The following is a 940-nucleotide window of genomic DNA, read 5'->3' as shown; positions in this document are numbered from 1 at the left end:
GCAGTACAACAAAGCCTTAATAAACCGTGGTTCTCTGACCTTTTGGATTGATGAGGAAGCGATAGCCGAGTGGAAGCAAAACAAACAAGGCAAGCGCGGCAGACCTCGCCAATTCAGCGACTTAGCCATTACTACTGCACTGATGGTGAAACGCATATTCTCTATGCCGTTGAGAGCACTGCAAGGATTTCTAGACTCGGTATTTAAGCTGGCTAACATCCCGCTAGTTTGTCCCCACTACACCTGTATAAGCCGTCGAGCTAAGGAAGTTGAGGTTTCATTTAAAACTAAAACCAGAGGTGCGATACAACACCTAGCCATTGATGCCACTGGCCTCAAGGTTTATGGCGAAGGCGAATGGAAGGTCAAGAAGCATGGTACTGACGGGAAGCGTAGGGTTTGGCGTAAGCTGCATATCGCAGTAGATACTAGCACCCACGAAATAGTCGCAGCAGAGCTGAGCTTATCTAACGTAACCGATGCCGAAGTACTTCCCAACTTGCTTAAGCAGACACGCCGTAAAATCATTGAGATATCAGGCGATGGTGCTTATGACACAAGGAATTGCCATGATGCCATACGGCTCAAGCGAGCTGTTCCACTCATTCCGCCACGAGAAGGGGCAGCCTTCTGGGAACGAGGACATCCTCGCAACTTAGCAGTGGGTTGCCAGAAGCTCTACGGCTCTAACAAGAAATGGAAAAAGCGGTATGGTTATCATAAGCGCTCGCTCTCAGAGACAGCAATGTATCGGGTAAAACAGTTGTTAGGTGGGAAATTAAGCCTGAGGGACTACAACGCTCAAGTTGGTGAGACTTACGCTATGATCAAAGCGCTGAACAAGCTTACAGGGGTAGGTATGCCTGAAACTCAGTATGTTGTTTAAGAACTGAACAACATGGGGCTACCATGTCTTCTCATCGAATTAAGCAACAAAGCC

The 940-nt window shown here is 47.8% G+C and carries 1 protein-coding gene; it reads left to right on the top strand.

Features of this window, described 5'->3' with window-relative positions; genetic code table 11:
• A partial coding sequence (locus R7Z77_RS24355) for an IS5 family transposase (RefSeq protein WP_318136930.1) occupies positions 1 to 886 on the top strand: 886 nt, incomplete at its 5' end.
• Positions 887 to 940: the final 54 nt, after the last annotated feature.

The sequence above is a fragment of the Vibrio sp. 1401 genome (assembly GCF_033340295.1).
This window is presented reverse-complemented; position numbering and strand designations above follow the sequence as displayed.